Raw genomic sequence first — 21,956 nt, 5'->3', positions numbered from 1 at the left:
TTACCGAATGCTAGCAAGCAGGTTTCTTTTTGTGCTTTGTACTTTTTCCGCAGCAGCGGTTTCGTCGGTCTCCGCAGATTCCAACGATTACAAAAAGTATTTTTTAGAACCCCATGAGTATTGCGAAACCTACGAATGCCGAAAGGGGCCATCTCTGCTTGATCCACCTATCTGGGACCAAGAATGGCAGCCGTTTGAAAGTTCGGATCTTGCAGTTTGGGGAGCAGATGTCTGCTTGGGTTACTTCCTGACCAAAAGTGAAAGTGCTTGGAATGGCGGGACACCTGACGGCAAGGAAGGAGACCACCACGGGTTCTATCTTGTTTTAGGTGATTTCGCAGCTCGATTGCACGTTTTTGACTGGCCCTATGCAACTGAGGGCAGCCCATATGCGGGCTACGGTGTTTACAACTGCGAGAACACAAGTTGGCCCGAGCTGTTATTGGACGGGACACGCGTTGAAGAACTAAAGAAGTGGGCTGAGCACAGGTTGTCCGAAGCAAACGGGTGGGTCGGTAGTATTGACGGCTTTGAAGGGTACCTAAAAGGTTCGTTCAGAAATGAAACGCTTGGTTTGACGTTAAGGATAGAAAACCTAGGCGGTGTGAGGATCAGCTTTAGGGCGGATTATTTTGGACCACCAATCTTAATTGACGAAACGGACGGCATGTATTGACGCTTGCCTCTCATGTCCGGTTACAACTCCTTCCGTGCCCTCAACGCCGCCGTAATCGTCCCGTCATCAAGATAGTCCAACTCGCCCCCAATCGGCACACCCTGCGCCAGCGAGGTCAGGCGGACCTGCCCCTCCAACTGATCGGCGATGTAATGGGCGGTGGTCTGGCCATCGACGGTGGCATTCAGGGCCAGGATGACCTCGGTGATGCCTTCGGCCACGACGCGGTCCTTAAGGCGGGGGATGCGCAGCTCGTCCGGGCCGACCCCGTCCAGCGCAGACAGCGTGCCGCCCAGCACGTGGTAACGACCTTTGAACACCCCGGCGCGTTCCATTGCCCAGAGGTCGGCAACGTCCTCGACCACGCACAGCTCTCCTGTCGCGCGGGCCTCGTTATTGCAGATGTCGCAGATGTCGGTGGTGCCCACATTGCCGCAATTCAGGCATTCGCGGGCGGTGACGGCGACCTGCTGCATGGCGTCCGAAAGGGGCGTCAGCAGCAGGGCGCGTTTGCGGATCAGGTGCAACACCGCGCGGCGGGCCGAACGGGGGCCGAGGCCGGGCAGCTTGGCCATCAGGTCGATCAGGTTGTCAATGTCGCTGTTCGAACTCACGGCCTGTCCTGTGTGGCGCCGGAGGAGGCCTCCGGCGGGAGTATTTGGGAAAAGATGAAGATCAGAACGGCAGCTTGATATCTGCGGGCAGGCCCATGCTTTCGGTCAGCTTGGCCATCTCTGCCTGCGAACGCTCGGCCGCTTTGGTCTGTGCGTCCTTGATCGCGGCCAGGATCAGGTCCTCGACCACTTCCTTGTCGTCGCCGTTGAAGATCGATGGGTCGATGTCCAGGCCTTTGAGTTCGCCTTTTGCGGTGGCGGTTGCCTTGACCAGACCTGCGCCGGACTCACCGACCACCATGATGGTGTTCAGTTCTTCCTGCATGTCGGTCATTTTGGTCTGCAAATCCTGCGCGGATTTCATCATCTTGGCCATATCGCCCAGACCGCCGAGTCCTTTGAGCATCCGAATTCTCCTGTATCTTTGCTTGATGCCTAAATACGGGCCGCGATGGCATGGCACAAGGGGTCAGAAATGCTCCCGCCCGTCGTCAAGGTCTTTGGCAAGACCTTTCCTTCCGTTGGGCCCGGCAGCGCGCGGGCCTTGCCCGCGCGCTGCCGGGCCCAAGGCCGCTCAGGGGCATCGGCGTCAGCCGATGGCCCGTGGCGGGCGCGGGAGTGTTCCGGGAATCGGATCACACCATGCGAACGCGGTTCAGCCCGTCCGTTTCGGTTACGGAACAGCAGATCGACCGCAACGTGCGCGGATGGTTGTAATCCCAAGGCCGCCCACGGTGCAGCGTCGCCCGCTCGTCCCAGATCAGGACGTCGCCCGCGGTCCATTGATGCGAATAGACATATTCGGGCCGGGTGCAAAAGGCGATGGCCTCGTCCAGAATGGCCTGGCTTTCCTTGTGCCCCAGCCCTTCGATGGCGAAGGCGTGGGATGCTATGAACAGGGCCTCTTCGCCCGTCACGGGGTTCGGCCAGATTGCCCGCCAGGGCCGATCGGGCCAGCGGGTCATCCGGGGCAGGGCTGCCAGATCGGCATCGATTTTCATGCGGGAATGCGACAGCCTGTGCCAGATGATGGCGTCTTGCAGCGGTTCTTTCAGGTGGCCGGGCATCTCGGCCCAGGCAGCGCGTGTCGAGGCAAGTTCCGTCTCGCCGCCGCTGGGTGGGACCACGAGGGCGGTCAGAATATTGATCAGTGCAGGGGTAGGCAGGAATGTGCTGTCTGTGTGCCACAGCATATTGGCCTGCAAATCCAGCAGGCGCAGATCGTCGCGGGCGCGCAAGCCGTCCTCTGTCTGATTGGACAGTTCCGACACCTGAAACTCCACATCGCGCCCCGCCGCCATCTGTTCCCGGTTTTCCAGCGGCCCAAACAGTTCGCCCAGACGCATGTGATCGTCATCCGAGATGCTCTGCCCCGAAAAAAGCAGGGCGGAATGCGTTTCGAAGGCGTGCCGGATCTGGGGGTAGAGGTTATCCTGCGTGACCTCGCGCAGGTCGACGTCATGAACAATCAGGCCGAATTTGGGGTGCAGCGGGGTTGTGCGCATCAGGCTCCTCGATCATGGGGCGGGGGTCGACTTAATCCTCTTCGAACGGGTCCCATTCATCCTCGACCTCTGGCAGGGCTTCGGTTTCGACCTGTGCCGCGCGTTGTTCGGGGGTTTCTATTCTGGTGATCTTGGCCTTTGGGAAATGCGCCAGAACGGCTTGAACCAGCGGGTGTTCCGAGGCTTCTTCTTTCAGCGCCAGTTCCGCCCTGTCGCGAATCTCGGCAATCGTCGGCGCGTCGCCATCGGACACAATCGACACGGCCCAGCGATTGCCTGTCCACCGCTGCAGGGCCGAGCCCAACCGTGGGGCCAGATCCGTCGGGGCTTGCGGCGCAGGCGTAAACTCGATGCGTCCCGGCTGATAGGAAACCAGCCGCACGCCATTTTCGACCTCGACCAACAGTTTCACATCACGGTTGACGCGGATCAGTTCGACAACGTGATCGAAACTGGGATAGCGCGCCAAAGCGGCCTGCGTGTCCTGGGCCAGCGCCGCGACCGGAGCACCCCCTGCCCCGCGAGGCGCAGGCGCATAGGTCGGTGCTGCGCGCGCTTCAACCGGTGCCGTGCCGTTACCGTGGATCGGCATACCGCCGCCCGGTCCGCCATTTGGTGGCGCAGGTGTATCCTGCAGACGTTTGATCAGTTCTTCCGGGCTGGGCAGGTCGGCCACATGGGTCAGACGGATCACTGCCATTTCGGCGGCCATCATGGCGTTGGGGGCGGCCGAGACCTCCTCCAGCGCCTTCAACAGCATTTGCCACATGCGGGTCAGTACTCGCATGGGCAGGGCGTCAGCCATCTGCTGGCCACGGGCGCGCTCGTCAGGGGATACCGTCGGATCCTCGGCTGCGTCCGGCGTGATTTTGACGACCGAGACCCAATGGGTGATCTCGGCCAGATCACGCAGCACCGCCAGCGGGTCGGCCCCTTCGGCATATTGCGCGCTAAGCTCGGTCAAGGCCCCGGCGGCATCGCCGCGCAGGATCATATCCATCAGGTCCAGCACCCGGCCACGGTCGGCCAGTCCCAACATGGCGCGGACCTGATTGGCGGTAGTTTCCCCGGCCCCGTGCGAGATCGCCTGATCCAGCAGCGAGGTTGCATCCCGGGCAGACCCCTCGGCCGCGCGGGTGATCAAGGCCAGCGCGTCCTCGGCAATCTCGGCCCCTTCGGCGCTGGCGATCTTTTGCAGCAGGCCGATCATATCCTCGGGCTCGATCCGGCGCAGGTCGAAGCGTTGGCAGCGGGACAGAACCGTCACCGGCACCTTGCGGATTTCGGTGGTGGCGAAGATGAACTTCACATGCTCGGGCGGTTCCTCCAGCGTCTTGAGCAGCGCGTTGAAGGCGCTGGTCGAGAGCATGTGAACCTCGTCGATGATATAGATTTTATAGCGGGCCGAGGCGGCGCGGTAGCGGACGCTGTCGATGATCTCGCGAATATCATTGACGCCGGTACGGCTGGCGGCGTCCATCTCCATCACGTCGACATGGCGGCCTTCCATGATCGCGGTGCAATGTTCGCAGACGCCGCAGGGTTCGGTTGTGGGGCCGCCCGCACCATCGGAGCCGATGCAGTTCATGCCCTTGGCGATGATCCGCGCCGTGGTTGTCTTGCCGGTGCCGCGAATGCCGGTCATGACAAAGGCTTGCGCTATGCGGTCGGCTTCGAACGCATTCTTAAGCGTGCGCACCATGGCATCCTGCCCCACCAGATCAGCAAAGGTTTCCGGACGGTATTTGCGGGCGAGAACCTGATAGGCGGGGCTGTCTGTGTCGGTCATGTCTGCTCTGGCGGATTCGGGACGTCGTCGCAGCGTAGTGGCCGCTGCCGCCCGCGTCCACCGCAGGGTCGGGGAAATTTGGTTTGGAAAGACCCGAGATCGGCGTAAACTGGAATCTCAGTATTTTTGAAGCACATTTTACAAGCAGGCTTGGGTTTGGGAGGAAATCTTTGATGTCGCAACTGGTCGTCTACGCGCTGCAAGTCGGAGGCGGAACACTTGCGCTGACCTCGATGCCGGGACGCGGCGGAGATTACGCGGGCGATCTGGATACTATTGCGGATTGGAAACCCGGTCTTGTGATCTCGATGACCACGGAAGTTGAGATGCTGCAGGACGGGGCCCGGACCTTTGGCAGTGACATTCAGGGCCGCGCCAGCAGATGGGTTCATTTGCCGGTCGAGGATTTTGGCGCCCCGCCGCGCGCCGTTCAGGATCGGTGGGGGTCGGTCAGCGCATCGGCGCGGCAGGCTTTGTCCGGCGGTGGCCGGGTGCTGGTGCATTGCCGGGGTGGGTGCGGGCGATCCGGTATGGTGGTCTTGCGCCTGATGCTGGAATGCGGGGAACCGGCAGACAAGGCGCTGGCCCGGTTGCGGGCCCTGCGCCCCTGCGCGGTGGAAACCGACGAGCAGATGGCATGGGCCACGAATGCGACCCACGCACCTTTGGATGCGCGCTCAGGCTGATACCCGTGCCGGTTCCTGGACTGGTCTTGAAGGTCTCAGGGCCAAGACCTCAAGCATGGCGCAAGGTGTTCTTGGCAAGGCCCCGGACGGAAGGGCCGCGCATGTCTCGTCAAAAATCAGGTCGGCATATGTATCCAGCGTTTGGATCGGCGTGTCCGCCTCGGTCCCGCAGAAGATGCGTATCTGTTCAGGTCCTGCGCGAAAGCGGGCCATGCACCCTTGCGCGCAATGAGTCAGGTCGCTGCTGCCTTCGATTTCAAATCCTTCGCTGGTGACGTGGTCGGCCTTGTTCATTGCCTCGGCCAGCGCGCGCGCCATGCGCGCCATTGCGGGGCAGGGCCCGCCTGTGCGTTGGCAAATGGTCGCCACGTATTTGTGGGTTTTTGTCTTCCAGATCATCCTGCGCCCTCCGCGCGGCGGACGGGGACGTTGGCAGGCGGTTCAGCTATGCGCTGTCAGGACCTGCCCGGACACCCCGCCCGAGTTTCGGTTACGTTGATGATGGCAGGTCTCCTGACTTGCGGGTCGTTGCTTTGCCGACCTTCCCAGCCTTTCGGCCAGTGGCATTCCGGCATCGCTTACCGCTTACAGTTGCGGGGGCAGTCGCGGCCTTGGTTCGTTCCGGTTTGACCGGGCAGAACCGCACCGTGTTCCCTTTTCATCCCGACCCATTGTGTGGATCGGAAACCATCACACAACCGCTAGCGTCTGTTCGCGTTCTGAGTCAAGCGCGGTTTTGGGTGTCACGTACACAAGTCTTGTGCCGGGCGACGTGTGGTCAAGTGGCAGCAGGGTTGACTCGGCTGCGGGTTGTTGTGCCTCTTGGGCAGGTAAACCGATTGGTTCAGAAAGGCCCGCAGGTTCGATGTTGGACACGCAGCAGCACGTGAAGATCGAGGATTTCCAGTTTCCCGCTGGTCCGGCCCAGCTGTCGGCGCGGATGTATCGGCCTTTTACTGATCCCGACACGGTGGTGGTTCTGAACGGGGCGACCGGTGTGCCGCGCGACTACTACCAGCACTTTGCCCGGTGGTTGGCAGCCCAGCGTGGCATGGCCTGCCTGACGTATGACTATCGCGATTTCGGTCACTCTGTTTCCGGCCCCATGCGCGACTCGCAGGTCACGATGTCGGACTGGGCCCTGATCGATATGCCCGCAGCACGGGCCGAGATGCGCCGAAGGTTTCCCGACGCCCGGCAGTGGAGCATTGGTCATTCCGTCGGCGGAATGCTGGGGCCGATTCAGCCGGATATCGACCAGATCGACCGGATGATCTGTGTTTGCTCGGGGTTGGTGACGCTGTCCGATCACCCATGGCCCTATCGGGGGTTGGCCTGGGCGTTCTGGCATGGGCATGTACCGCTGCTTGTGAAAGCCCTGGGGTATCTGCCCGGCAAAGCCATTGGGTTCGGTGCCGATCTGCCGGGCTCTGTCTATTGGCAATGGCGCAGGTGGTGCACCGCACCTTTGAATTATGTGCCTGAGATCGGGCAAAAACTGCCACTGGCGCGCTGGGCGGATCTGGGTGTTCCGGTAGATCTGTTCACCAGCGACGACGATCAGACCGTCCCGCCACAAGCCGTATGGCGTCTGGTGGATCTGTATGGGCCGGACGCGCGGCGGCACCTGTTGTCACCCAAGGAGTTCGGAGTGAAAGAGATCGGCCATATCGGCGCATTTGCCCGCCGGAATTCGGCAATCTGGCCCCGGTTGGTTGCCTGATTGTGCTGATGAGCGGATACGTGGGGGAAAGGTGAGAGGTTGGACATCGACCCAAGCGGGGCTCGTTGTGGCTGCTTCCTTCCGGACCTGACCAGGTTGGCGAGGCGCTCGCCCGCGCCAACCTCTCAGCGCTTGATATAGGGAAGCCTGGGGAAAATGACAACCCGTCAGAGTGTCAGCCGGATGCGTTCGAACCCCTGCGGGTCCGGGTCCAGAACGATAGGGTCGTAGTTCTGCAATTCGGGCAGGTACTTCAGCGCGCCGGGCCCCGTACTGAGGATTGCCTGAACCCCGGCCTGCGGCGTGTACGAAAACGGATAAACCGCCTGAGACAGCGGGTCGGCGGGCAGGTACCCGGTCAGATAATCGCGTAGGATTCGCTTGATATCTATTGCAGGCAGGTTGATCGGCTCTGCCGTTTCCACAAACGGGAAATGCCCGCCACCATTGGCGCGGTAATTGTTGAGCGCGACCACAAAATCCTGATTGGGGTCAAGCGTAGACCCGTCAATTCTGGCCTGCCGGATGCGGCGGTGAGAATTGTCGATCAACTGCCCCTGAGCGTCAAACCGGGCCGGGTAGAACGGGTCGATCTGGTAGGTCAGGCCAAAGAGAAGGTCGAAATTGTACCCAACCCGACCGGGGTCGATCAGATCGGTCTCGGCGTCGCGACGCATGGTGTTGAAAAGACCCGCCGACATCTCAAGCCAGTCCAGCACCTGAGCGCCGCTGACCTTCACCGCCCTCAGTTCGTTCGGAAAGACGTAAAGGTCCGCAATGTGGCGCAAACAAACCTCGCCCGCCGGGACATCGGTGTAATAGCGCGGCCCGGACCGACCGCCGCATTTATAGGGCGAAACGGCGGACAACATGGGCATATTGGCCAGTGCGGTGCCGGACAGATAGGGGCGCAAGGCGGCGGCCTGCGCCGAGGCCACCAATGCCAGCCCCCGATCAACGGCGCAAAAGCTGAAAAAGCTGTGCATCGGTTTTGCGATTCGCGCCACCGGCTCGGCCATCTTGGTGCGGGTTCGGGCGTGCACGGGTGCAAAAAGCCGGACCATGTCGGGGTCCTCTGGCGTTTCAGGGGCGGAGTTGTTTTGGCGAAGCGGTCTCAACCCGACCTGCTGGTCGGTGATTTGCCACCCGAGATCGGCAGAGTGGGACAGGTTCAGATCAATCACGCCCAGATGATTTCCTGCGGACCCGGGCATGACAACCGGTTTGCCATGGACCAATCCGGCCTCAGGGTCGACATGGGCCAGCCCCCGGTGGTCGTTGCCGGGAAGGGTCAGGTGTGTGTGCCCGGCCACTAGGGCGTCAATGCCGTCAATGGCGGCCAGTGGGATCACGGCATTCTCCAGCCCCGGTGCTTCCTGATCCTGACCGAGGCCGGAATGGGCCAGCGCGATGACCAGATCACACCCCGCCGATTTCAGGGTCTGCACGGTGCGTCGCGCCGCGCTCAGACAGTCCTCGACCGCGATGTCATCGCCCAGATGATGCGCTTCCCATTGCGTGGTCTGAGGGGGCAGAACCGACAACACGCCCACGCGGATGGGAATGTCTTGCCCGTTCAGCGAAATCGATCGGTCAAGCACCGCATGGCCCTGCCAGCTTTGCGAAACCTCCGACCGGCGGCGCATATTGCTGCACAGGACAGGACATGGAGCCTGATCAAGGACAGTGTCCAGCACCTCCAACCCAAAGCCGAAATCGTGATTGCCAAGCCCGACGGCGTCATAGTGCAGGGCCGCAAACCCTTGCATCATTGGATGGCCGTCAGGGTCCTGTGCCGCCTGATCGCCCAGCGGCGTGCCCTGAAGCGCATCGCCATTGTCGAACAGCAAAACAAGCGCGCCGTCTGCTTCTGCTCTCGCCGTGCGGATCAGACTGGCGGTTCGCGTGAATCCAATCGTGGGGTCCGGCTGATCCGAGTAATAGTCGAAACCGGTCAGATTCATGTGCAGATCAGTTGTCGCGAGGATACGAATATGCACATCCGAACTTTCAGTTTGACCCGGTCTAAAAGGTCCAGTTTTCACTCTTGAATTCTACTATTGGATGCTGGTGCTAAATCAAAATCAACAATTGGTAGACTTAATGCCAATGTTTCCAGGCCTGTGCAAGCATTGCCTCTGGCCGCGCATGGCCCGGCACCGCGAAAGGCCATTGCAACGCCGGGGCAGTCATGGCAGCCCTGTCAGCAAAGCCGAAGGGGCAGGTGATGATAAATGCAGAACAGGTGACTTTCGGTGGCGCGGGTCTGAATCGTGCAGCCCATATTCGGGGCGACGCCGAGAAGTTGTCGCAAGCACAAGGCGATCCGGCAGCCAGATGTGTTCTGTTGTGGCGCGGTAAACTGCTGGTGCAGGGTGACAGGCTGGATCGGTTGGCTTTGCAGCCCATGTCTCATCCCCTGATCACGTGCGGACCCGGCGGAGTTGTTTCTGCCCCGATCTTTCTGGGGCTGGATGCTTCAGATGCCCCACTGTTTGCGCTGGATATTTCGGACTGGGCCGCCGAAGGGCTGGACCTGACCGGTGTTGGCGCGTTTGTCGATAAGACCGAACAGCAACATCCCGACCTGCCCGAAGGCCATGTCTTTGCCGAATTGCGCCGGATCATGACTCGCCTGTCGCCCCTTGATGCCGAACTGGCGGCGACGGCCAAGGCGGTAATCGGCTGGCATGAAACGCATAAATTCTGCGCCAAATGCGGTGCGCCCAGTGAAATCTCGCAGGCCGGGTGGCAGCGCAGTTGCCCGACCTGCGGCGCGCAGCATTTTCCGCGTACGGACCCGGTTGTCATCATGCTGATCACCCATGGTGACGCGGTGCTGATGGGCCGCTCGCCCGGCTGGCCCGAGGGGATGTATTCACTGCTGGCCGGCTTTGTCGAACCGGGCGAAACGCTTGAGGCCGCCGTACGGCGCGAGGTGATGGAAGAGGCAGGCGTGCCGGTCGGCACGGTGTCGTACCTGTCCAGCCAACCCTGGCCGTTCCCGGCCTCGCTGATGTTCGGCTGCGCGGGCGAGGCGCTGTCGCGTGACATCTTGATCGATCCGGTCGAGATTGAAGACGCGATGTGGGTCAGCAAAACGGAAATGATGCAGGCTTTCGCAGGCGAGCATCCAACCCTGCTGCCCGCTCGAAAAGGGGCCATCGCGCATTTTCTGTTGCAAAACTGGCTTGCGGACACGCTGGACTAAGGAAAAACTGGACAAAAGGCAGCAAAGGCAGACATGCAGTTTTCAGCGCGCGAAGATATCGAAGCCCCGATCAATTCGGTATTCGAAATGGTTGCCGATTTCGAACGGTTCGAGCGTATGGCCATGCGGCGCGGCATCGATGTTCGGCGCACAACCCAAGGCGTCCCGGTCGAGGCCGGCGCCACTTGGGAGACCGAGTTCAAGCTGCGCGGCAAGCCGCGTCAGATGTCTGTTGTGATGACCGATTGCGACCGTCCTGCGCAGATGCGGTTCGAAGCCAACAGCAAAGGCATGAGCGGCATTACCACCGTTGATTTTCTGGCTCTGTCACAACGCAGAACCCGCCTGAGCGTCGAAATGTCCCTAAGCGCGAAATCACTGCCTGCCCGCCTTCTGCTGCAATCAATGAAGCTGGGGCAGGCCCGTTTCCGCAAGCAATTCCAAATCCGCTTGGGCGAGTTCGCCCGAGAGCTGGAGCAGCGCCATAAACACGGGGCTTAGGGCGCGGCTCAGGCGGCCAGTGTGCCACCCAACCCAAACGGGACTACCTAACATCAACCGCGCGGTTGCGCTGCCGGGTAGACGCCCAGGATCTCGACATTGGTTGTAAAGTGCTCAAGCTCGTCCATGGCCAGTTGCACGTTCCGGTCGTCCGGGTGCCCGACGATATCCGCGTAGAACTGCGTCGCTGTGAACGAGCCGTCCAGCATGTAGCTTTCCAGCTTGGTCATGTTGATGCCGTTGGTGGCAAAGCCGCCCATGGCCTTGTATAGCGCGGCCGGGATGTTGCGCACCTGAAACACGAAGCTGGTGATCATCTCATGCGCCCCCCGGCGCGACAGGTCGGCCTGGCGGGACATCAGCAAAAAGCGCGTGGTGTTGTCGCCGTGATCCTCGATATGGCGGGCCAGAACGTTCAGGCCGTAAATCTCTCCGGCCAGTTCGCTGGCCAGCGCGGCGGAATGAATGTCACCGGCCTCGGACACTTCGCGCGCGGCACGTGCGTTATCGGGGCTGACGCGTCCGCGAATGTCGTGTTCGCGCAGGAACCCTGCACATTGGGGCAGCAGCACAAGATGCGAATGCGCCTCGGTGATGTCTTCCAGCTTTGCACCCGGCACAGCGAGCAGGTTGATATGCACCCGAACAAACGCCTCTTCGATGATATGCAGACCGCTGTGCGGCAACAGCCGGTGAATATCGGCCACCCGCCCGTAGGTCGTGTTTTCCACCGGCAGCATCGCCAGATCAGCCTCGCCCGAGCGGACCGATTCGATCACATCCTCGAAGGTGCGGCAGGGCAGGGCCTCCATTTCCGGGCGCGCGTTGCGGCAGGCCTCGTGACTGTAGGCGCCGGGTTCGCCTTGAAAAGCAATGCGATTGGTCATTTGGTCGATTCCGTGCAACAAGTTCCAGAATTGGGCGTTTCGTCGCGGTGTCTATACCTTGCCTCTCGTCAGGGGAAGCCTTAGACACCTGCACAGACAGCTGAAATGGACACGCGATCAATGTTCGACACGATGACAGTTACCAAGGCCGCAGCAGGCCTGTTCGGCACTTTCCTGGTGCTGCTTCTTGCCAAATGGGGTGGCGACATCCTTTACCATTCGCATGGTGGCCACGGTGATGCGCAGGCCGCATATATCATCGAAACCGAAAGTTCGGGCGAAAGCGCCGACGGCGAAGAGGTGGTATTCGAGGATCTGCTGGCCGCCGCCGACGTCGAAAAAGGCGCAAAAGTCTTCCGCAAGTGCACCGCGTGCCACAAGCTGGAAGATGGCGCAAACGGCACCGGCCCGTACCTGTACGGCGTAGTGGACCGTCCGCTGGGCACGGCCGAGGGTTTTGGCGGTTACTCGGCAGGCATGCTTGCGCATGGCGGCAACTGGACACCCGAAGCCCTGGACGCGTTCCTGACACGCCCCAGCGACTATATCTCGGGCACGACCATGAGCTTTGCGGGCCTGAAAAAGCCGCAAGAGCGCGCGGATGTGATTGCTTACCTGCAGACCATCGGCAACTGATTGCCCTCACGAATGTGAAAATCCCAAAGCCGTTGCCTTGTGCAGCGGCTTTTTTTGTGCCGAAAATCTTCACAAAGCGTTCACGCATTCTAAACTTGAATCATCCAAGGCTGGCGATTTAGCTAGCCGGACCGACATAGAAGATGACAACGATCCAGAGGACGAGCCATATGAAACCCCTCCTGCCTGCTTCGCGCGAGATGACCGTTCGGCATTGGGGGGCGGTTCTGGGAATGATGGCAGCCACCGCTTTTGGATCGGTAGGAATTGCGCAGGCGAATGACGAGAACATCACGCGCAGCCACGGGTATTCCTACTTTGGAAATCTGGACTATCCGGCCGATTATCCGCATCTGAACTACGTCAATCCGGATGCGCCGAAAGGCGGAGAGTTGTCATTGGCGGCGTCTGGAACATTCGACTCGCTGAACCCTTATTCGCGCAAAGGCCGCAGCGGAGCCTTGACCACCATTCAATATGACCGCCTGTTCGAAAGTGCAGATGACAGCGTGGGTCAGTATTATGGCGTCCTTGCGGAAAGCCTGGAATATGACGAAGGCCGAAACTACGTCATTTTCCACCTTCGGCCCGAGGCGATGTTCTGGGATGGCACCCCGGTTACGGCCGAGGATGTGGTTTACAGCCACCGTCTGTTCATCGAACAGGGGTTGCCGTCATACGCGCAAGCGGTAGGGCGCATGGTCACGGGGGCCGAGGCGTTGGATGACCACACGGTCAAATTCACGTTTAACCCCGAGGTGACGCGACGCAGCCTGATCGAAACCGTTGGGGCCACGCCGGTGTTTTCGAAAGCCTGGTTCGAGGCGGACGACTCGCGCCGTTTGGACGAACCCCGCCTAGAAGTGGCCGTGGGGTCGGGCCCGTATAAACTGGACAGCTACGACATTAATCGTCGGATCGTGTACAAACGGCGTGACGATTACTGGGGCAAGGATCTGCCATTCAATATTGGGCGAAACAACTTCGACACCATTCGCGTCGAATACTTCGCAGACCAGACCGCAGCCTTCGAAGGCTTCAAGGCCGGTGAATACACGATCCGGATCGAGAGCGATCCCAAGCTCTGGGCGACAAGCTATGATTTCCCCAAACTGACCGAAGGTTCGGTTGTGCAGGATGAGATCGCGGATGGCAGCCCGCCGACCCCGTCTGGTTTTGTGTTCAATCTGGGCAAACCGCAGTTTGCAGACAAAAACGTACGTAAGGCGCTGGCGCTGGCCTTCAATTTCGAATGGGCAAACGAATCCCTGCTGTTCGGTCTGAACTCACCTCGCAGTTCCTTTGTCCAAGGCACGCCGTTGGAGGCGCAGGATGTTCCCACAGGGGATGAACTGGCGTTTCTGGAAACGCTGGGGGATGTCGTACCTGTGGACTTTTTGTCCGAACCGGCGATCATGGCGCATGAATCCAATTCGGCGCGGCTGAACGACCGTCGCAATCTGCGCAAGGCGTCCAAGATGCTGGACGAAGCGGGATGGCCGGTTGGCGATGGCAACCTGCGCCGAAACGCCGAGGGGCAGACCCTGAAGGTGAATATCCCTTACCCATCGAATTTGCCCACATCGACAGCTACGATGATCGAAACCTACGTGCAGAACCTTCAGGCGCTGGGCGTTGATGCGTCGGCAGAAAAGGTCGATCCGGCCCAATACACCCTGCGCAGCCGGGAACGCGACTATGACATGGTGTATTCGACCCGGTATGGCACGTTCCTCTCGACCGGCGGCGGCTTGCTGCAGATGTACGGGTCCGAGGAAGCGGCCTTTAGCTTGTTCAACCCTGCGGGACTGGCAAGCCCGCTGGTTGATGCAATCATCAACGCGTCATTCGAGACGGACAATCAGGCAGATCAGGACACAGCCCTTATGGCGCTGGATCGGGCACTGCGGTATGAGTTCTTCGTAATCCCCGTGGGATATATCGCGGACTACTGGACGGCCTATTACGACATGTATGAATACCCGGAAAACCTGCCACCTTACTCGCTTGGTCATCTGGATTTGTGGTGGATCAACCCCGAGAAAGAAGCCGCGCTGAAAGCGAAAGGCGCGCTGCGTTAAGATGGGCGCCTATATTCTAAGACGCCTGCTTTTGGTCATCCCGACCTTGCTGGGCATCATGGTGGTCAACTTCACGCTGGTGCAATTCGTGCCTGGCGGGCCGGTCGAACAGATCATTGCTCAGATCGAAGGGCAGGGGGACGTGTTCGCCGGGTTCGCAGGCGGCGGCGATGCGGGCGCCGGGGCCGAGCCCGCAGGCGGCGTATTCGACGACAAGTATGTCGGCGCTCGTGGTCTGCCGCCCGAATTCATCGCCGAACTGGAAAAAGAATTCGGCTTCGACAAGCCGCCGCTCGAACGGTTTCTGAACATGATGGGCAACTACCTGACGCTGGATTTCGGCGAGAGTTACTTTCGTTCGATCAGTGTGATTGACCTGGTGCTTGAGAAAATGCCGGTATCGATCTCGCTGGGTCTGTGGTCGACGCTGATCGCTTATCTGGTGTCCATTCCGCTGGGCATCCGAAAAGCCGTAAAGGATGGGTCAACATTCGACACCTGGACCAGCGGAACCATTATCGTGGCCTATGCCATTCCGGGGTTCCTCTTTGCGATCCTGCTGCTGGTTCTTTTTGCTGGCGGCTCTTACTGGCAGATTTTCCCGCTGCGGGGGCTGACTTCGGACAATTGGGACAGCCTCAGCCTGTTTGGCAAGATCGCGGATTACTTCTGGCACATCGCTTTGCCGATCATTGCGTTGACGATTTCGGCCTTTGCGACGTTGACGCTGCTGACCAAGAACTCGTTTCTGGATGAGATCAAGAAGCAATACGTGATGACCGCCCGCGCCAAGGGGCTGAGCGAAGGAAAAGTGCTGTATGGCCATGTCTTCCGCAACGCGATGCTGATTGTGATCGCCGGTTTCCCGGCGGTGTTCATTGGTGTGTTCTTCGGCGGATCGATCATTATCGAGACGATCTTTTCGCTGGACGGGCTGGGACGGCTGGGTTTCGAGGCCGCCGTGGCGCGGGACTATCCGGTGATCTTTGGCACCCTGTTCATCTTTGGCCTGATGGGGCTGGTCGTCGGCATTATCAGTGACCTGATGTATGTCCTTGTCGACCCGCGTATCGACTTTGAAAAGCGGGAGGGGTAGATGGCGCTTTCTCCCCTCAATCAGCGCCGCTGGCGCAATTTCCGGCGCAATGGCCGGGCGTTCTGGTCGCTGCTCATCTTCTCGGTCCTGTTCGGGCTGTCCTTGTTTGCCGAGTTCATCGCCAATGACAAACCGATCTTGGTGAAATACCAGGGCGAGTTCTATACGCCGATCTTCAACTTCTACGCCGAAACCGAGTTTGGCGGAGATTTCCAGACCGAAGCGATCTATCGCGACCCCGAGGTGATGTGTCTGATCGACAGCGGTGGTCTGGATGCGTGCTTTGACGATCCCGAGGGTATTATCGAACAGATTGATGCGGGCACGTTTGAGGCCGACGGGTTCGAACGCGGCTGGGCCATCTGGCCGCTGATCCCGTATTCCTACAACACGAGCGTTGATCGCCCGGGCGCGGCCCCGTTGCCGCCCAACGGGCAGAATCTGCTGGGAACGGATGACACCAAGCGAGACGTTCTGGCCCGCGTGATCTACGGCTTCCGCCTGTCGATCCTGTTCACTTTGATTGTCACCGGTGCGGCCAGTCTGATCGGGATATTCGCGGGCGCGATTCAAGGGTTCTTTGGCGGCTGGCTGGATCTGATCTTCCAACGCATAATCGAGATCTGGTCGGCGACCCCGTCGCTTTATGTGATCATCATCATGTTCGCCATTCTGGGGCGAAGTTTCTGGCTGCTTGTGGCGTTGATGATCCTGTTCAGTTGGACCGGACTTGTGGGCGTTGTGCGGGCCGAATTCCTGCGGGCGCGCAATTTGGAATATGTTCGTGCCGCACGCGCGCTGGGTGTGGGCAACATGACCATCATGTTCCGCCATATGCTGCCCAACGCAATGGTCGCCACGTTGACCTTTATGCCATTCATCGTCACCGGCACCATCGGTGGTCTGGCGTCGCTGGATTTTCTGGGCTTCGGCCTGCCATCCTCGGCCCCGTCACTGGGCGAGCTGACCTTGCAGGCGAAACAGAACCTGCAGGCCCCGTGGCTGGCCTTCACCGCGTTCTTCACCTTTGCCATCATGCTGTCGCTGCTGGTCTTCATTTTCGAAGGCGTCCGCGATGCGTTTGATCCCAGAAAGACGTTCTCATGACCGAAAAGGTGATCAACAGGCCGATGGAACGCCTCATCCTTGTCGCGGGGCTAGTGGCATTGGGATACATCATTCTGGTGATGGGTGGGCTCGGCTGGGAGTTCTTTACCACGCACCCCCACGGCCCGTTTCAATACGACGTCTTTGGCCTGTTTTTCCTGGTGCTGTTCGGGCCGGGTACAGCCGTTCTGATCGCCAGCGCGGTCATCTTTGCAACGAAACGGTCTTTCCCGACCTGGCTGCAGGTCGGCGCGATGCTCGGTGCCGTATGGGTGGGTTTCACGCACGCAGCGCTTGGGGGGATCAGCGTATGAAAATGTCGCTGTTGAATGTGCAGGACCTGAAAGTCTCGTTCCGGCAGGACGGTCAGGTATCAGCGGCCGTCAAAGGCGTGTCCTTCACCGTGGATCGGGGCGAAACGGTCGCCTTGGTGGGTGAATCCGGGTCGGGCAAATCCGTGACGGCCCTGTCCACGGTGTCCTTGCTGGGCGACAGCGCGATTGTCGAAGGCTCGGTGCAATATGACGGGCAGGAGATGATCGGCGCGTCCGAGGACACGCTGATGGGCGTGCGCGGCAACGATATCAGCTTTATCTTTCAGGAGCCGATGACCTCGCTTAACCCGCTGCACACGATCCAGAAGCAAATGGCCGAGTCGCTGGCTTTGCATCAGGGGCTATCAGGCGATGCGGCGCGGGACCGGATTGTGGAGCTTTTGACCAAGGTGGGTATCCGTGATCCTGAAGAACGTCTGGACAGCTATCCGCATCAACTGTCCGGCGGACAGCGGCAGCGAGTGATGATTGCGATGGCGCTGGCCAACAAGCCGGACATCCTGATCGCAGATGAGCCGACAACCGCGCTGGATGTGACCATTCAGGCGCAGATCCTCGAACTGCTGGCCGAATTGCAGAAATCCGAGAATATGGGGATGCTGTTCATCACCCATGATCTGGGGATCGTCCGTCGGATCGCGGATCGTGTTTGCGTGATGAAGGATGGCGAAATTGTCGAAACCGGTGTCACGGCTGAGATTTTCGACAACCCGCAGCACCCCTATACGCGCAAGCTGCTGGCGGCTGAGCCTTCGGGCCACCCGGACCCCGTTGCACATGACGCAGAAGAGGTCGCGCGCACGGACCATCTGAAAGTCTGGTTCCCGATCCAGCGGGGTTTCCTGAAACGCACCGTGGGTCATGTGAAGGCGGTCAATGACGCCACGCTCAGCGTCCGGGCGGGTGAGACATTGGGGATCGTCGGCGAAAGTGGCTCGGGCAAGACGACATTGGCGCTGGCCATCATGCGCCTGATTGCGTCAGAAGGCGGCATTACCTTCCGCGACCAGAACGTCCGCCGCTGGTCCACGCGGCAGTTGCGGCGACTTCGCAAGGATATGCAGATCGTGTTTCAGGACCCGTTCGGCAGCCTCAGCCCGCGCATGACCTGCCAGCAGATCATCGCCGAGGGGCTGGCCATCCATAAGGTCGATCCCCATCGTGCTCCGCGTGAGTTGGTCGCCGAGGTGATGACCGAAGTGGGCCTGGACCCGGCGTCGATGGATCGTTACCCGCATGAGTTCTCGGGTGGGCAACGTCAGCGCATCGCGATCGCGCGGGCCATGGTTTTGCGCCCGAAACTGCTGGTTCTGGACGAACCGACCAGCGCGCTGGACATGACGGTGCAGGTTCAGATCGTCGATCTGCTGCGCGATCTGCAGCGGAAATACGGGCTGGCCTATCTGTTCATCAGCCACGATCTGAAGGTCGTGCGCGCCATGTCTCATAACGTCGTCGTCATGCGCAACGGGGATGTGATCGAGATGGGTGCGGCAGAGGACCTGTTTGAAAACGCGCAAACAGACTATACGCGGGAACTGATTGCGGCGGCGGGCTGACGCCCGCCCGACACGTTTCTCAGGCGTTGGCCTTTTCCCGGTCGGCGGGTTTTGGAACCGGCCCGCGCAGCTCCTCATAGTGATCGAAGCTCAGCTTGACCCAACCGGTCCCGCGCGTGGCGCTGGCGAGGGTTCGGTGTAACTCGTCCTGCGCCACGGCCGGAAGCTGCGCATTGAAGATCTCCCAGCCCGACGCGTTTGGATTGCCCTCGAAGCCCAGAACCTGCCCTTGCAGCGTGCTGATCGTCGGCACCAGATCGCCTACGAAATCTGATGGCAGATGGATCTCGGCGGTCAGGATCGGTTGCAGCACCACGGGTTTGGCTTCGGGCAGGGCCTCGCGGACGGCGTTTTTGCCTGCGGTGCGGAAGGCATAGTCCGAACTGTCGACATTGTGGTGCTTTCCGTCGCTGAGTGTGACTTTGACATCCACCACCGGAAAGCCTTCGGGGCCCTGTACCAGCGCGTCCTTGGCCCCGTGTTCGACCGACGGGATATAGTTCTTCGGCACGGCCCCGCCCTTGACGATTTCCTCGAACTGAAAGCCAGAACCGCGCGGCAGCGGCGCGACCGAGATGACCACATCAGCAAACTGCCCGGCCCCGCCGGATTGCTTGCGATGCCGATGCCGGTGTTCGACCGATGTGCGGATGGTTTCACGATAGGCGGTTTCGACCGCGCTGGTTTCGATTTCGATGCCGAAATCCTCTAACAGCTTCGCCGTCACCCGTCGCATATGCTGTGGCCCTTGCGAGCCCAGAACAGAATGACCGCTGAGTTCATCCTGCTCCATCTGAAGCCCCGGATCGATCTCGACCAGCCGGGTCAGAGCGTTGGACAGGCGCACGTCGTCGCGTTCATGCGCGGGCGAGACGACCTGCCGGTGCGCAACAGGGTGCGACGCGGCCCAATCCGGCAACGGTGTTGCCGCACGGCTGTCATAGATAAAACCGGGATTCAGGTGATCGGATTTGACCGCCAGACCGATCTGCCCGGCCTCCAACGCATTGATCTGGGTTTTTGCGTCCAGCGTGGTCAGGTTGCCCACGGTTTCGCCGCCCAACGCCTCATGCGCTTTGACGCCGTCGCCCAGGCCACGCAGCACGGTGATCTTGCCGATATGTTTCTTCACATCAGCAAAGCCTGCGATTGCGCAGGCATTGTCGGCGGCTTCGTCACGCCCGGCGGCAATATCAAACTCTGGCGCCTCGTGCCGCAGGGCTTTCATCAACCGGGTCAGGCCATTGCCATGGCTTGCGGCCCCCAGACAGGCCGGGATCAGCTGGTGGTTCTGCAGAACCTGCGCGGCGAGGTCATAGACCTCGGCGCTGGGGGGCTGCTTGTCCTCGATCAGTTGCTCCAGCAGGTTGTCATCGAAATCGGACAGGGTTTCCAGCAATTCGGTGCGGGCCTCCTGCTCGCGATCCTCGACCGATTGCGGCAATTCGATCAGCGCCGAGGGTTGGCCTTCCTGATATTTCCACGCGCGTTCAGAAATCAGATCGACCGCACCGATGATCGTTTCCCCTTCGCGGATCGGAACCTGGCGCAATGCGATGTGATTGGTGCAATAGGTTTGCAGTGCCGCGATAATGTCGCGGATGCGGCCGTTGGGATTGTCCATCCGGTTGATGAACAGAAAGCAGGGGATGCCGGCCTCTTCGACCAATCTCAGATACGGCGCACACAGCACAGCGGCGTCCGGATCGGGTGGCACGACGACAACTGCCGCGTCCGAGATTGCCATGGCCGGACCGACATAAGCCAGCGCATCGCCGCCGCCATCAACGTCAACCGCGCACCATGGTTCGTCCAAGTAAGAAAAACCGTGCAAATGCACGGTTCCGGATACGTCGAATGTTGTGGGGCGCCCGTCGAGGCGGCTGATGGCCTCGACCAGAGTGGATTTGCCCGATTGACTGGGGCCCAGGACGGTGAAAACGCGCATATGTGCTGTCCCTCTTTCAGGTTGCAGAGTGGCTGCACGAATGAGGATGTCGAACGCAAAAGCGTCGGCACGGGATGTCTGCGAATTTGCCTGCCTCGAATTGCGGACCAGTTTAACGGGCCACACCCCAAGTGTGGAGAAAACAGAAGCCTTGCGTCAAGCCCCTGTTCGAAATCTCGCGAGGCGGGCGGAAAAGCCGCCCGCGGTCTTTGGGTCAGATGGCGGAACTATGCCCGGCCTTGCTGAGGTCGTAGGCATCGAAGGTCCGCGCGATCATCCGGGTCAGGGCGCGGGCTTCGGGCGGGATGAACAGCCCGTCCTCGGTGATGCGCAGCAACCCGTCAAAAGCCGTATTCGCCGCGCTGTACATGTCGCGCAACTCTTGGGCGGTGACGTCGTAGTTGCGCAGAATCTCGGCCGAGTTGATCTTGAAATCGCACATCAGCGCTTCGATCAGCCGGGCGCGCAGCACATCCTGAGCTTTGAACAGATGCCCGCGCGAGGTTGAAAACCGCCCGTCGCGAACCGCCTTGGTATGCGCCGAGGTCGCCGGATTGTTCTGTGCGTAGCCCTGCGGGAAGCGCGAGATCGAACTGGCACCAACCCCAATCAAAACCTCGGCCTGATCGTCGGTATAGCCCTGGAAGTTGCGCTTTAACTGCCCCGCGTTCAAAGCCCGGGTCAGGCCATCTTCCTGTGTTGCGAAGTGGTCGATCCCGATCTCGGCGTAATTGTCCCACATGAACAGGCGTCGGGCCGTATCAAACAGGTCCAGCCGTTGTTCGGGCGTCGGCAGCGCGTCTGATGGAATCAGCTGCTGCCGCTTGGCCATCCACGGCACGTGGGCATAGCCATAAAGCGCCACGCGGTCCGGGCTGAGCGACAGAAGCTTCTGCACGCTTTCGGTCATACGGGCCTTGGTCTGATGGGGCAGGCCGTACAGAATATCGGCATTCAGGCTGGTAATGCCGCGCGCGCGGATCATGTCGACCGCTTCGCGGGTGGTGTCATAGCATTGAATGCGCCCGATGGTCTTTTGAATCTCATCATCGAAATCCTGCACACCGATCGAGGCGCGGTTCATGCCTGCCTCGGCCAGGGCGTCCAGACGCGCATCGTCAATTTCGTTCGGGTCGATTTCGACCGAGAACTCGGCATCCGGGCCCATCGGCACAATGCCCAGGATATGCTGCGCCAGTTCGCGCATCAGGTCCGGGTTCAGCAAGGTTGGCGTTCCACCGCCCCAATGCAGGCGCGACAGCACGACGCCGTCTGGCAGGCGCGCGGCCAGCAAGTCCAGCTCGGCCTTCAGAACATCCACATAGGCAATAACCGGGTTATCCGTCTGCGTGCCTTGCGTGCGGCAGGCGCAGAACCAGCACAGCCGGCGGCAGAAGGGAACGTGGATATACAGCGAGACGGCGCTTCCGGGTTTTATCGCGGAAATCCAGTCGCCATAAAGGTCAGCCCCCACGTCATTGCTGAAGTGGGGGGCGGTTGGGTAGCTCGTGTAACGCGGCACTTTCGCGTCAAATAGTCCAAGCCTTGCCAATTGTGATTTATCTATCATGACGATAACCTTATGAGGCCAACGACTTGGCT

The 21,956-nt window shown here is 60.3% G+C and carries 20 protein-coding genes, 1 other RNA gene and 1 riboswitch; of the genes, 11 read left to right on the top strand and 10 right to left on the bottom strand.

The window, feature by feature from the left end; genetic code table 11:
• The first annotated feature begins 7 nt into the window (after positions 1-7).
• The gene (locus ACR0KX_RS17895; RefSeq protein WP_170624542.1) at positions 8-676 is read left to right on the top strand and encodes a hypothetical protein; all 669 of its coding nucleotides are present in this window, start codon (positions 8-10) and stop codon (positions 674-676) included.
• 20 nt (positions 677-696) lie between these two features.
• Here ACR0KX_RS17895 and recR read toward each other — a convergent pair whose 3' ends face one another.
• The 4 genes from recR to ACR0KX_RS17875 form a co-directional block, all read right to left on the bottom strand.
• Positions 697-1,290, bottom strand: coding sequence for a recombination mediator RecR (recR, locus tag ACR0KX_RS17890; RefSeq protein ID WP_170624540.1), 594 nt, complete (start codon positions 1,288-1,290; stop codon positions 697-699).
• Positions 1,291-1,351: 61 nt separating this feature from the next.
• Positions 1,352-1,696, bottom strand: a complete 345-nt coding sequence (locus ACR0KX_RS17885; RefSeq protein WP_039529126.1) for a YbaB/EbfC family nucleoid-associated protein — start codon at positions 1,694-1,696, stop codon at positions 1,352-1,354.
• Positions 1,697-1,925: 229 nt separating this feature from the next.
• Positions 1,926-2,795 (bottom strand): TauD/TfdA family dioxygenase, encoded by an 870-nt coding sequence (locus tag ACR0KX_RS17880; protein ID WP_170624537.1) that lies wholly within the window; start codon positions 2,793-2,795, stop codon positions 1,926-1,928.
• A 31-nt stretch (positions 2,796-2,826) separates the two neighbouring features.
• Positions 2,827-4,584 carry a DNA polymerase III subunit gamma/tau gene (locus ACR0KX_RS17875; protein ID WP_480708648.1) on the bottom strand — a complete coding sequence of 586 codons (1,758 nt, stop codon included), beginning with the start codon at positions 4,582-4,584 and terminating at the stop codon, positions 2,827-2,829.
• A gap of 173 nt (positions 4,585-4,757) precedes the next feature.
• Between ACR0KX_RS17875 and ACR0KX_RS17870 the strand changes: the two genes are divergently transcribed.
• Positions 4,758-5,270, top strand: coding sequence for a protein-tyrosine phosphatase family protein (locus tag ACR0KX_RS17870; RefSeq protein WP_480627321.1), 513 nt, complete (start codon positions 4,758-4,760; stop codon positions 5,268-5,270).
• Here the strand turns inward: ACR0KX_RS17870 and ACR0KX_RS17865 are convergent.
• Positions 5,262-5,669, bottom strand: coding sequence for a hypothetical protein (locus tag ACR0KX_RS17865; protein ID WP_480627320.1), 408 nt, complete (start codon positions 5,667-5,669; stop codon positions 5,262-5,264). The genes ACR0KX_RS17870 and ACR0KX_RS17865 overlap by 9 nt on opposite strands.
• Positions 5,670-5,756: 87 nt before the next feature.
• Positions 5,757-5,977: riboswitch (cobalamin riboswitch) on the bottom strand.
• Positions 5,978-6,135: 158 nt separating this feature from the next.
• Between ACR0KX_RS17865 and ACR0KX_RS17860 the strand changes: the two genes are divergently transcribed.
• Positions 6,136-6,993 carry an alpha/beta fold hydrolase gene (locus ACR0KX_RS17860; RefSeq protein WP_170455109.1) on the top strand — a complete coding sequence of 286 codons (858 nt, stop codon included), beginning with the start codon at positions 6,136-6,138 and terminating at the stop codon, positions 6,991-6,993.
• Between the two features lie 29 nt (positions 6,994-7,022).
• On the opposite strand, the gene ffs is transcribed toward ACR0KX_RS17860, so the two are convergent.
• Both ffs and ACR0KX_RS17850 read right to left on the bottom strand, forming a co-directional pair.
• An RNA gene (gene ffs / locus ACR0KX_RS17855) (signal recognition particle sRNA small type) lies at positions 7,023-7,121 on the bottom strand.
• A gap of 39 nt (positions 7,122-7,160) precedes the next feature.
• Positions 7,161-8,993, bottom strand: coding sequence for a bifunctional 2',3'-cyclic-nucleotide 2'-phosphodiesterase/3'-nucleotidase (locus tag ACR0KX_RS17850; RefSeq protein WP_480708647.1), 1,833 nt, complete (start codon positions 8,991-8,993; stop codon positions 7,161-7,163).
• A gap of 227 nt (positions 8,994-9,220) precedes the next feature.
• On the opposite strand from ACR0KX_RS17850, the gene nudC reads away from it, so the two are divergent.
• Both nudC and ACR0KX_RS17840 read left to right on the top strand, forming a co-directional pair.
• On the top strand, positions 9,221-10,204 hold the full coding sequence (gene nudC, locus ACR0KX_RS17845; RefSeq protein ID WP_170624703.1) for an NAD(+) diphosphatase: 984 nt from the start codon (positions 9,221-9,223) through the stop codon (positions 10,202-10,204).
• 33 nt (positions 10,205-10,237) lie between these two features.
• Entirely contained in the window at positions 10,238-10,705 is a 468-nt protein-coding gene (locus ACR0KX_RS17840; RefSeq protein WP_170624532.1) for an SRPBCC family protein, read from the top strand.
• A 53-nt stretch (positions 10,706-10,758) separates the two neighbouring features.
• On the opposite strand, the gene ACR0KX_RS17835 is transcribed toward ACR0KX_RS17840, so the two are convergent.
• Positions 10,759-11,592 carry a prephenate dehydratase gene (locus tag ACR0KX_RS17835; protein WP_170455103.1) on the bottom strand — a complete coding sequence of 278 codons (834 nt, stop codon included), beginning with the start codon at positions 11,590-11,592 and terminating at the stop codon, positions 10,759-10,761.
• Positions 11,593-11,712: 120 nt separating this feature from the next.
• Between ACR0KX_RS17835 and ACR0KX_RS17830 the strand changes: the two genes are divergently transcribed.
• The 6 genes from ACR0KX_RS17830 to ACR0KX_RS17805 all read left to right on the top strand — a co-directional run bounded on the left by ACR0KX_RS17830 (position 11,713) and on the right by ACR0KX_RS17805 (position 18,406).
• Positions 11,713-12,228, top strand: coding sequence for a c-type cytochrome (locus ACR0KX_RS17830; RefSeq protein WP_170624701.1), 516 nt, complete (start codon positions 11,713-11,715; stop codon positions 12,226-12,228).
• Between the two features lie 170 nt (positions 12,229-12,398).
• Entirely contained in the window at positions 12,399-14,309 is a 1,911-nt protein-coding gene (locus ACR0KX_RS17825; RefSeq protein WP_170624530.1) for an extracellular solute-binding protein, read from the top strand.
• A 1-nt stretch (position 14,310) separates the two neighbouring features.
• The gene (locus tag ACR0KX_RS17820; RefSeq protein ID WP_170455099.1) at positions 14,311-15,405 is read left to right on the top strand and encodes a microcin C ABC transporter permease YejB; all 1,095 of its coding nucleotides are present in this window, start codon (positions 14,311-14,313) and stop codon (positions 15,403-15,405) included.
• Entirely contained in the window at positions 15,406-16,512 is a 1,107-nt protein-coding gene (locus tag ACR0KX_RS17815; protein ID WP_170455097.1) for an ABC transporter permease, read from the top strand. It begins immediately after the preceding gene.
• Positions 16,509-16,826, top strand: a complete 318-nt coding sequence (locus ACR0KX_RS17810; RefSeq protein ID WP_170624528.1) for a hypothetical protein — start codon at positions 16,509-16,511, stop codon at positions 16,824-16,826. The genes ACR0KX_RS17815 and ACR0KX_RS17810 overlap by 4 nt, the downstream gene beginning before the upstream one ends.
• Positions 16,827-16,828: 2 nt before the next feature.
• Positions 16,829-18,406 (top strand): ABC transporter ATP-binding protein, encoded by a 1,578-nt coding sequence (locus ACR0KX_RS17805; protein WP_170624699.1) that lies wholly within the window; start codon positions 16,829-16,831, stop codon positions 18,404-18,406.
• Between the two features lie 19 nt (positions 18,407-18,425).
• Here ACR0KX_RS17805 and ACR0KX_RS17800 read toward each other — a convergent pair whose 3' ends face one another.
• Together ACR0KX_RS17800 and hemN are read right to left on the bottom strand one after the other, a co-directional pair.
• Positions 18,426-20,354 carry an elongation factor G gene (locus tag ACR0KX_RS17800; protein WP_170455093.1) on the bottom strand — a complete coding sequence of 643 codons (1,929 nt, stop codon included), beginning with the start codon at positions 20,352-20,354 and terminating at the stop codon, positions 18,426-18,428.
• 214 nt (positions 20,355-20,568) lie between these two features.
• A complete protein-coding gene (gene hemN / locus ACR0KX_RS17795; RefSeq protein WP_480708646.1) occupies positions 20,569-21,924 on the bottom strand; it encodes an oxygen-independent coproporphyrinogen III oxidase in 1,356 nt (451 codons plus the stop codon).
• Positions 21,925-21,956: the final 32 nt, after the last annotated feature.

It is taken from the genome of Ruegeria sp. BG5, assembly GCF_056538425.1.
Note: the sequence above shows the minus strand (reverse complement) of the source record. Positions and strands in the feature narration are given on the sequence as shown.

What these genes read in the sequence shown, in the direction of transcription:
- ACR0KX_RS17860 (WP_170455109.1), top strand. Translation starts at nt 6,136, where the DNA reads ATGTTGGACACGCAGCAGCACGTGAAGATCGAGGATTTCCAGTTTCCC.
- ACR0KX_RS17825 (WP_170624530.1), top strand. Translation starts at nt 12,399, where the DNA reads ATGAAACCCCTCCTGCCTGCTTCGCGCGAGATGACCGTTCGGCATTGG.
- ACR0KX_RS17885 (WP_039529126.1), bottom strand. Translation starts at nt 1,696, where the DNA reads ATGCTCAAAGGACTCGGCGGTCTGGGCGATATGGCCAAGATGATGAAA.
- ACR0KX_RS17835 (WP_170455103.1), bottom strand. Translation starts at nt 11,592, where the DNA reads ATGACCAATCGCATTGCTTTTCAAGGCGAACCCGGCGCCTACAGTCAC.
- ACR0KX_RS17810 (WP_170624528.1), top strand. Translation starts at nt 16,509, where the DNA reads ATGACCGAAAAGGTGATCAACAGGCCGATGGAACGCCTCATCCTTGTC.
- ACR0KX_RS17815 (WP_170455097.1), top strand. Translation starts at nt 15,406, where the DNA reads ATGGCGCTTTCTCCCCTCAATCAGCGCCGCTGGCGCAATTTCCGGCGC.
- ACR0KX_RS17830 (WP_170624701.1), top strand. Translation starts at nt 11,713, where the DNA reads ATGTTCGACACGATGACAGTTACCAAGGCCGCAGCAGGCCTGTTCGGC.
- ACR0KX_RS17840 (WP_170624532.1), top strand. Translation starts at nt 10,238, where the DNA reads ATGCAGTTTTCAGCGCGCGAAGATATCGAAGCCCCGATCAATTCGGTA.
- hemN (WP_480708646.1), bottom strand. Translation starts at nt 21,924, where the DNA reads ATGATAGATAAATCACAATTGGCAAGGCTTGGACTATTTGACGCGAAA.
- ACR0KX_RS17880 (WP_170624537.1), bottom strand. Translation starts at nt 2,795, where the DNA reads ATGCGCACAACCCCGCTGCACCCCAAATTCGGCCTGATTGTTCATGAC.
- ACR0KX_RS17895 (WP_170624542.1), top strand. Translation starts at nt 8, where the DNA reads ATGCTAGCAAGCAGGTTTCTTTTTGTGCTTTGTACTTTTTCCGCAGCA.
- ACR0KX_RS17875 (WP_480708648.1), bottom strand. Translation starts at nt 4,584, where the DNA reads ATGACCGACACAGACAGCCCCGCCTATCAGGTTCTCGCCCGCAAATAC.
- ACR0KX_RS17805 (WP_170624699.1), top strand. Translation starts at nt 16,829, where the DNA reads ATGTCGCTGTTGAATGTGCAGGACCTGAAAGTCTCGTTCCGGCAGGAC.
- nudC (WP_170624703.1), top strand. Translation starts at nt 9,221, where the DNA reads ATGATAAATGCAGAACAGGTGACTTTCGGTGGCGCGGGTCTGAATCGT.
- ACR0KX_RS17800 (WP_170455093.1), bottom strand. Translation starts at nt 20,354, where the DNA reads ATGCGCGTTTTCACCGTCCTGGGCCCCAGTCAATCGGGCAAATCCACT.
- ACR0KX_RS17865 (WP_480627320.1), bottom strand. Translation starts at nt 5,669, where the DNA reads ATGATCTGGAAGACAAAAACCCACAAATACGTGGCGACCATTTGCCAA.
- ACR0KX_RS17820 (WP_170455099.1), top strand. Translation starts at nt 14,311, where the DNA reads ATGGGCGCCTATATTCTAAGACGCCTGCTTTTGGTCATCCCGACCTTG.
- ACR0KX_RS17870 (WP_480627321.1), top strand. Translation starts at nt 4,758, where the DNA reads ATGTCGCAACTGGTCGTCTACGCGCTGCAAGTCGGAGGCGGAACACTT.